This window comes from Thermoanaerobacterales bacterium (genome assembly GCA_030019475.1).
Taxonomy (GTDB): domain Bacteria; phylum Bacillota; class Desulfotomaculia; order Desulfotomaculales; family JASEER01; genus JASEER01.
In genome coordinates, this window is the sequence record JASEER010000067.1 from 1 (window position 1) to 6204 (window position 6204).

Sequence of the window (6204 nt, forward strand, 5' to 3'; positions counted from 1 at the left end):
CTTGTGGCGGCTGGGCCTGGTCTACCTGTTTTTTGGTTTTTCCTACATCATTTATGGAACCTTTTTTGCAGCGGCCATGACCGCCGACAAGGGGTTTACAGGACGGGGGGCCATACCCAATTATTATCCCTGGGGACGGAAAACACAGGGATCTCGGTCAAGGATGCCGATTGGTTTGCGGCATTACGAGAGGACGGGGCCCTCTCGGTGACGAGGCTTTCTCTTACCGATCTTGAAGGGGCATTGGGACGGTTTTGCATTGGTCTGCAGGCTCTATTAGGATTACCACGTCTTAATGAAAGAAAATACACAGCCAACTGGCAAGGCTATTCCTTAAATACGGTATTCTCCAGACTTGTCACCTTGAACCTCAGGAGTTGAGATCGCCGAGGGGCTGGAGAAGCTGCTGAGAGAGATGGATGCTGTCTCATGAACGAGCACACTGATTTCCAGACTCCGTTACGGAGCATGCAAAGGGGTGGTTAGATGAGCTACGCTGATGAGGTACGCGACTATTGCGGGAAGCACATTGTTGAGCCTGCCCGTGCCCGTGGCCAGAAAGAGGTTGTGATTCGGGCGGGTGATGTGCACAAAGCGATGGGCTTTCAGAACCGTCTTCCGCTCGTTTGCTCCGCGCTTGGTGCCCGAGTGTTTGAAGAGGACTATATGGTGTGCCGCAAGTCAGTCGAGGGGCCGCTGAACGGCTCAAATACTATCTTCACGTTCACAATCCTGAAATGAACTCTACCCAGGGCAAGCGCCCGATAGCAGAAAAGGTTCAGCAGCCGGGGTGCACGACCGATACGTTAGGCGATATTGGATGGCGTATCCTACTAGCGGATGAGTTGATGAGGCTTCACCCAAGTATGAGGGTGTCCACCAAGCCGGGTCAAGTCCGGACCAGTGAACGGGAGGTGGTCAGTCGTTTCGAATTGCACGTAATACCAAGCGCACATTTGCCGGGTTCTCTCCAATTCTACGAATGGTGTAAGGCCACCATTCAGTGCCGAATGGCAGGTAAACCCTGACGTTGTGCCCTTCGTCAACCAACTGCCTTTGAAGCGACGGCCTAACGCCATAGAGCATCTCGAATTCGTATGAATCCTTGCCCCATCCGTTCTCATTCAGCAGGGGGCGAATTGCGTTTATCATCCGGTCATCGTGGGTGCCGAAAATAGGATAGAAGCATTTGGCTTTAGCTTCCGGGGAAAGGAGAAGTTGAGCCAAACGAAGGTAATTTGCGTCAATGTCCTGCTTGTTAGTCCAGGCCCTCTCCTTTGATTCTGCAAACGCTCCTTTGACCAACCGGACAGCCGCTCCCTCTTCGATCAGTTGCCGGAGATCCTGTTCGCTTCGGTAAAGGTATGCCTGAATGGTGATCGCCGTCGGAATCCCCTCTCGGACGAGTCGCGAACTGCAAAAAAGCAATACCACGGTAATGGAGACCTTCCAAAGATGTGGCAGGGAAAAGAAAAACCTTACTGAATTCTTATAGTGCTGTACTCCTGGACTTTCTCGCCGCCTGCCTGGCGCAGGAGCGGGCTTCACGACGGGAAAGCCGGCTTAAAAACCGCCTGCGGCAGCGGGACTTCATGCGTAAAACGGGGTGGATAATGACTTCGATACTTATTTTTGCGGCGCTGGCTGCCGTATTGGCAGTTTTCGCGGTTGTAGGAGTAGGAATCAGGCAGGGAGCCTGTGCCGGGGGAGGAGGAGAGAACATCATCAAGACCGTCTACATCTACCTGGTGTTGTTCGCCACGCTGATGATGACCATCGGGGGGAGCGTCGGGTCGTTCATGGCTCTGGCCGACATCATAGCCCCGACACCGTACTATCAGACGATCGAGGAATTCAGGAACCGCAAGCCGGAGGTCACCGGTCGGACTTACACCGACGCCGAAATCAAGGTCCAGTACGAGGCCGCGGTCAGGATGCACCGCGAAGAACAGATCGGCAGGGCGAAGAACACCCTGATCAAGAGTCTCGGGTGGGTGGTCATCCCCCTGCCGGTCTTTCTTTATTTCCAGCGGCGTCTGGCCCAGAAGGAAGGCTGTGACCCGCCGGAGAGTTAGAGGGACACCATACTTAATTACTGCTTCCAAGACCTATGCAAAGTCTATTGAGCGTCTTCAACCTCTCTGCGCGGGATTGGCAAGAGGGCAGCGCAGAAATTTGGTATGGTGTCCCCGTAATTTTTATATCGCGCGAGATGTGATATAATATCCCTAAAACCGTGATATGGGGTTGGGTGCCTTGGTAGACAAACTTTTCCCTCTGGGCCATCCGGTACCGGAAGAAGATCTGGTAGGGCGTCTGCATTTTGTCGACACCCTGGTCTCCCGCCTCGAAGAGGGCGACAGTATTATGCTGGCCGGGCCGCGCCGGATCGGGAAAACGTCTCTCGCTCAGGAAGCGCTTCGCCGTTTAAAGGATAAAGGGTGCTACACCGCGGCCGTCGACTGTTTCGCCCTTCGAGACAGGAAACACCTGGCCGAAAAGATAGTCGAGGGCTGCCTTGCCAACCGTACCGGGCTGCCCAGGACCTTGGCCTCGATTCGGGAAAAGGTACGCAGCTTTGCCCCCGTTCCGGTCAGCATCAAGGTGCAGGACCTGGACCTGGAGATCAGCCTTTTTTTGAACCAAAAGGCCAGCCCTGACGAATTGCTGGATCAGGCCCTGGAGTTTCCTCAGAAGCTGGCAGAGAAGGATGACCGGCGGGTGGTCGTCCTCTTTGACGAGTTTCAGGAGGCGTCCGTTGTCGCCGGCGAAGACATCTTCAAGCGCATGCGGGCCGCCTTTCAGAAGCAGAACCGGGTCAGTTACCTGTTCTTGGGATCCAAGGAAGGCATCATGCGCAGTCTTTTTTCGTCCCGCCGCCAGGCTTTCTACAGGTTTGCCGTGCCGCTGCCGGTCCCCTCTGTGCCGGCGGAAGCCTGGTTGGCGTATATCGTCGAGAAATACGCCGGCCGGGGGATAGAGGCCGACAGGAACATTGTCGGCGAACTGCTGGAGCTTACCGGCGGGCATCCTTACGATACCATGTTGCTGTGCAACGAAGCCTATCACCTTCTCCTGCAAACGGGCGGCAGGGAATTGACACTGACCTTGTTGCGGCAGGCTCATGCCCAGGCGCTGAGGATTCTGGAACCGGCCTTCACGGAGATTCTCGATGAACTGGGTAAGTCAGCCCATATGCGGGAAGTCATCTGCCGGCTCGCCGCCGACAGCCGACCCTACCGGGGCGGCACCCATCCCAGCAGCGTGGCCAGGACCCTCGACAGGCTGGTTGAGAAGGGCGTTATCGAAAAAGTGATAAGAGGTCAGTACCGTTTTGTCGAGCCGATGTTCAAAGACTATGTCACTGAGCTGTTTGCCTGTGAGCGAAAACACTAAAGCAGCATTCTCAGCCTCCGCACGCCTTCCGCTATCTCTTCGCCGCTCAGATGCCCGTACCCCAGGATGATCTTGCTTTTGTGCCTTCCCTTTACAATAGCGTGGTTCTCGACGGGATAGACCTGGACACCGTTTTGTATCAACACCCCAACTGCCTTGTCGGTGAATTCCACCCCCGGAAACTCGGCGATCAAATGGAGTCCCGTTGAGTCGCCGGAGACGGTATGCCCTCCGGGGAAATGGTGCTCCAGCGCCTCCTTCAGGGCGCGCCGGTGCGCGGCATAGACCCTTTTCACCCTGGCGACATGCCGCTCAAGCCGGCCTTCCCGGATGAAACGCGCCAGCGCCATCTGGTCCAGGGACGGGGTATGCACATCCGAAAGCCGCTTCAGTTCCCGGCAGTGCTGCATCAGCGGTCTGGGGAGGATAACGTACCCGAGGCGCAGGGCCGGGGCCAGGGTTTTGCTGAAGGAACCGAGGTAGATGACCCTTTCGGGTTCAAGCCATTGCAGGGTGCTGACGGGCGGCCCTTCATACCGGAACTCGCTGTCGTAGTCGTCTTCCACGATGTAACAATCGTTCTCCCGGGCAAAGGCGATCAGTTCGATACGCCGCTGCACCGGCAGAATTCCTCCCAGGGGAAACTGGTGCGACGGGGTAACGTATATGAGGCGGGGACCCGCGCCGGACGGAAGCAGCCGGGTCTGCAAGCCGTGCGCGTCGACCGGCACGGGCCTGAGACGATACCCGGTACCGGCGATGATTCTCCGCATCCCGTTGTTCAGCGGGTCTTCCACCACCGCCTCGGCGCCCGGCGAGAACAGCAGCTTGGCCGCCAGCGCCAGACCCTGCGTCGCGCCGGATGTGATCAACAGTTGCTCGGGGCGGCAGTCGATGCCCCGGACGCGAAAGAGATACTCGGAGAGAGCGCTCCGCAGTTCCCCGCGGCCTTCCGGGACACCGTATGTCAGCAGGGACCCCGAGGATTCCAGACAGATCTCGTGAATGATCCGCCCCCATCGTTTGAGGGGAAAGACATCCAGTGCCGGAACGCCGGAACGGAAATCAATGAGATCCTGCGGCTGCCCGACCAAAGCCGCATGCGTTGCCCCGGCGGACGGGGACGTCCCTCCGGTTCGCCCCAGACAGGCTCCTTCCGCCACCCGGGTGCCGGACCCCAGCCGGCTCTCGATATACCCTTCGGCCGTCAACAGGGCGTAGGCCTCCAGGACGACATTGCGTGAAACCCCCAGAGCCGAGGCCATCTCCCGGGTCGAGGGGATCCTCTCCCCTGCCTTCAGTCTCCCTTCCAGAATCAGATCCCGTATCTGCCCGTAGACCTGCCGGAAGAGGGGTATGCTGCTGCTCTTGTCAACAGTTATGCCGAGCATTCTGGCGGCCTCCCGGAAAGTGGTACTGCGAAAACTTCATTAAAGTGGAGCTTCAGTGACCACTCGGATGGATGCTACCATTATACCGGATTCCACCAGCCCAAGGAGACTTAGCAATGAAGACGAGACTCCCTGCCTATCTCTGCCTCGCGGCGGCCATGGCCATCGCCGGCAGTTCCGTGGTGGTCGGTAGAATTCTAACCCTGCAACTCCCGGTCTTTCTCACCTCGGCGGCCAGCCTTTTCATGGCCTTGCTGGTCTTGGCGCCCCTGACCTGGAGGACTCACAGGGGACTGCCCGGTATCCCCAAAGGCGATCTCAAAGTCCTCTTTCTCCAGGCGTTGACCGGCATCGTCCTGTTCCGGGTCTTCCTTTTGTATGGGTTAAGGATGACTTCCGCGACTGCGGGAGGCATCATCACCAGCACCATGCCGGCCGTGGTCGGGCTGATCGCGTTTCTGTTCCTGAAAGAAAAACCCGCCTGGAACAAGGTCGGCGGGATAGCGCTCTCGGTGGCGGGTGTACTTGCGGTCAACACCGTGGGTTTGTCCGCCGATACCGCGAGGTACGGGTCACTTTGGGGAAACCTCCTCGTCTTTTGGGCCGTGGTCGGCGAGGCCCTCTTTACCATCCTGCAGAAGAAGATCTCCAAGGGGAGTTCAGCGTTGACCCGTACGGCACTGGTCAGTCTCTTCGCATTTCTGAGCTTCCTGCCGTTCGCCGTATACGAGGGACTGTGTTTTGATTTTACCTCCGTACGTTGGTCGGATGGTCTTTGCATCGCCTATTACGGGGTCGTCGTGACGGCGGTCGCCTTCATCCTGTTCTACAAGGGCGCCGCGGCCGTTCCCGCCAGCACCGCCGGGGTGTTTGCCGGATTCATGCCTGTCAGCAGCGTTCTGCTGTCCAACCTGATCCTTGGCGAAAGGCTGATGCCCTGCCATCTGTTGGGGCTGGGTTTTGTGGTGGCGGGGATTGCATTGATGGCAGCAAGTGCAGGATCGGAACCACGCCCTGCCGATGGAGAACACCGACCCGTTTCCCCATCCCGGCAGCCGTCAGTGTTCTAACGCAAGCGGGTCCTTGACCGCTTCGGCAAAGACTTCGGGGTCTGCCGGGGGAAACCCCCGATAGGCCCCACCAAGGTTGTGCTGGCGCTGTATAATTGTGAAAAGCGGTTAAGGAAGCGGAACTCGTCGTCCAAGCTGCCCATCTGGTGGCCGGTAATCAGATGCCGGCAAAGTTAAAGGTTTTTTGCCTGCTCCGAAGAAACCTATTACTTCACTTGGCCAGAGGAGAGAGGCACAGTGCATCCTGTGATGAGACTGATTAGTGAGAGGAGAAAACGGGGTGAGGAGAGCTTCCGCAGACACCAGGATTGAAGCCACCCGGACAGGGTTTCACTACGGTTATGTCA

The 6204-nt window shown here is 57.6% G+C and carries 7 protein-coding genes; 5 read left to right on the top strand and 2 right to left on the bottom strand.

Features of this window, described 5'->3' with window-relative positions:
• Positions 1-381: hypothetical protein (locus QMC81_11510; protein ID MDI6908096.1), on the top strand; the 381-nt coding region annotated here is incomplete at its 5' end.
• A gap of 105 nt (positions 382-486) precedes the next feature.
• Positions 487-741, top strand: a complete 255-nt coding sequence (locus QMC81_11515) for a hypothetical protein (GenBank protein MDI6908097.1) — start codon at positions 487-489, stop codon at positions 739-741.
• Between the two features lie 177 nt (positions 742-918).
• On the opposite strand, the gene QMC81_11520 is transcribed toward QMC81_11515, so the two are convergent.
• Positions 919-1434, bottom strand: a complete 516-nt coding sequence (locus QMC81_11520) for a proline dehydrogenase family protein (GenBank protein MDI6908098.1) — start codon at positions 1432-1434, stop codon at positions 919-921.
• A gap of 179 nt (positions 1435-1613) precedes the next feature.
• Between QMC81_11520 and QMC81_11525 the strand changes: the two genes are divergently transcribed.
• Together QMC81_11525 and QMC81_11530 are read left to right on the top strand one after the other, a co-directional pair.
• Positions 1614-2075: a hypothetical protein gene (locus tag QMC81_11525; protein MDI6908099.1), complete on the top strand. Its 462-nt coding sequence runs from the start codon at positions 1614-1616 to the stop codon at positions 2073-2075.
• A gap of 181 nt (positions 2076-2256) precedes the next feature.
• A complete protein-coding gene (locus tag QMC81_11530) occupies positions 2257-3396 on the top strand; it encodes an ATP-binding protein (GenBank protein ID MDI6908100.1) in 1140 nt (379 codons plus the stop codon).
• On the opposite strand, the gene QMC81_11535 is transcribed toward QMC81_11530, so the two are convergent.
• Complete coding sequence (locus QMC81_11535; GenBank protein MDI6908101.1) at positions 3393-4787, bottom strand: PLP-dependent aminotransferase family protein; 1395 nt, start codon at positions 4785-4787, stop codon at positions 3393-3395. The genes QMC81_11530 and QMC81_11535 overlap by 4 nt on opposite strands.
• 116 nt (positions 4788-4903) lie before the next feature.
• Here QMC81_11535 and QMC81_11540 point away from each other — a divergent pair, with 116 nt between their 5' ends.
• Positions 4904-5857 (top strand): DMT family transporter, encoded by a 954-nt coding sequence (locus tag QMC81_11540; protein ID MDI6908102.1) that lies wholly within the window; start codon positions 4904-4906, stop codon positions 5855-5857.
• Positions 5858-6204 lie beyond the last annotated feature (347 nt).

What these genes read in the sequence shown, in the direction of transcription:
- QMC81_11515 (MDI6908097.1), top strand. Translation starts at nt 487, where the DNA reads ATGAGCTACGCTGATGAGGTACGCGACTATTGCGGGAAGCACATTGTT.
- QMC81_11525 (MDI6908099.1), top strand. Translation starts at nt 1,614, where the DNA reads ATGACTTCGATACTTATTTTTGCGGCGCTGGCTGCCGTATTGGCAGTT.
- QMC81_11540 (MDI6908102.1), top strand. Translation starts at nt 4,904, where the DNA reads ATGAAGACGAGACTCCCTGCCTATCTCTGCCTCGCGGCGGCCATGGCC.
- QMC81_11535 (MDI6908101.1), bottom strand. Translation starts at nt 4,787, where the DNA reads ATGCTCGGCATAACTGTTGACAAGAGCAGCAGCATACCCCTCTTCCGG.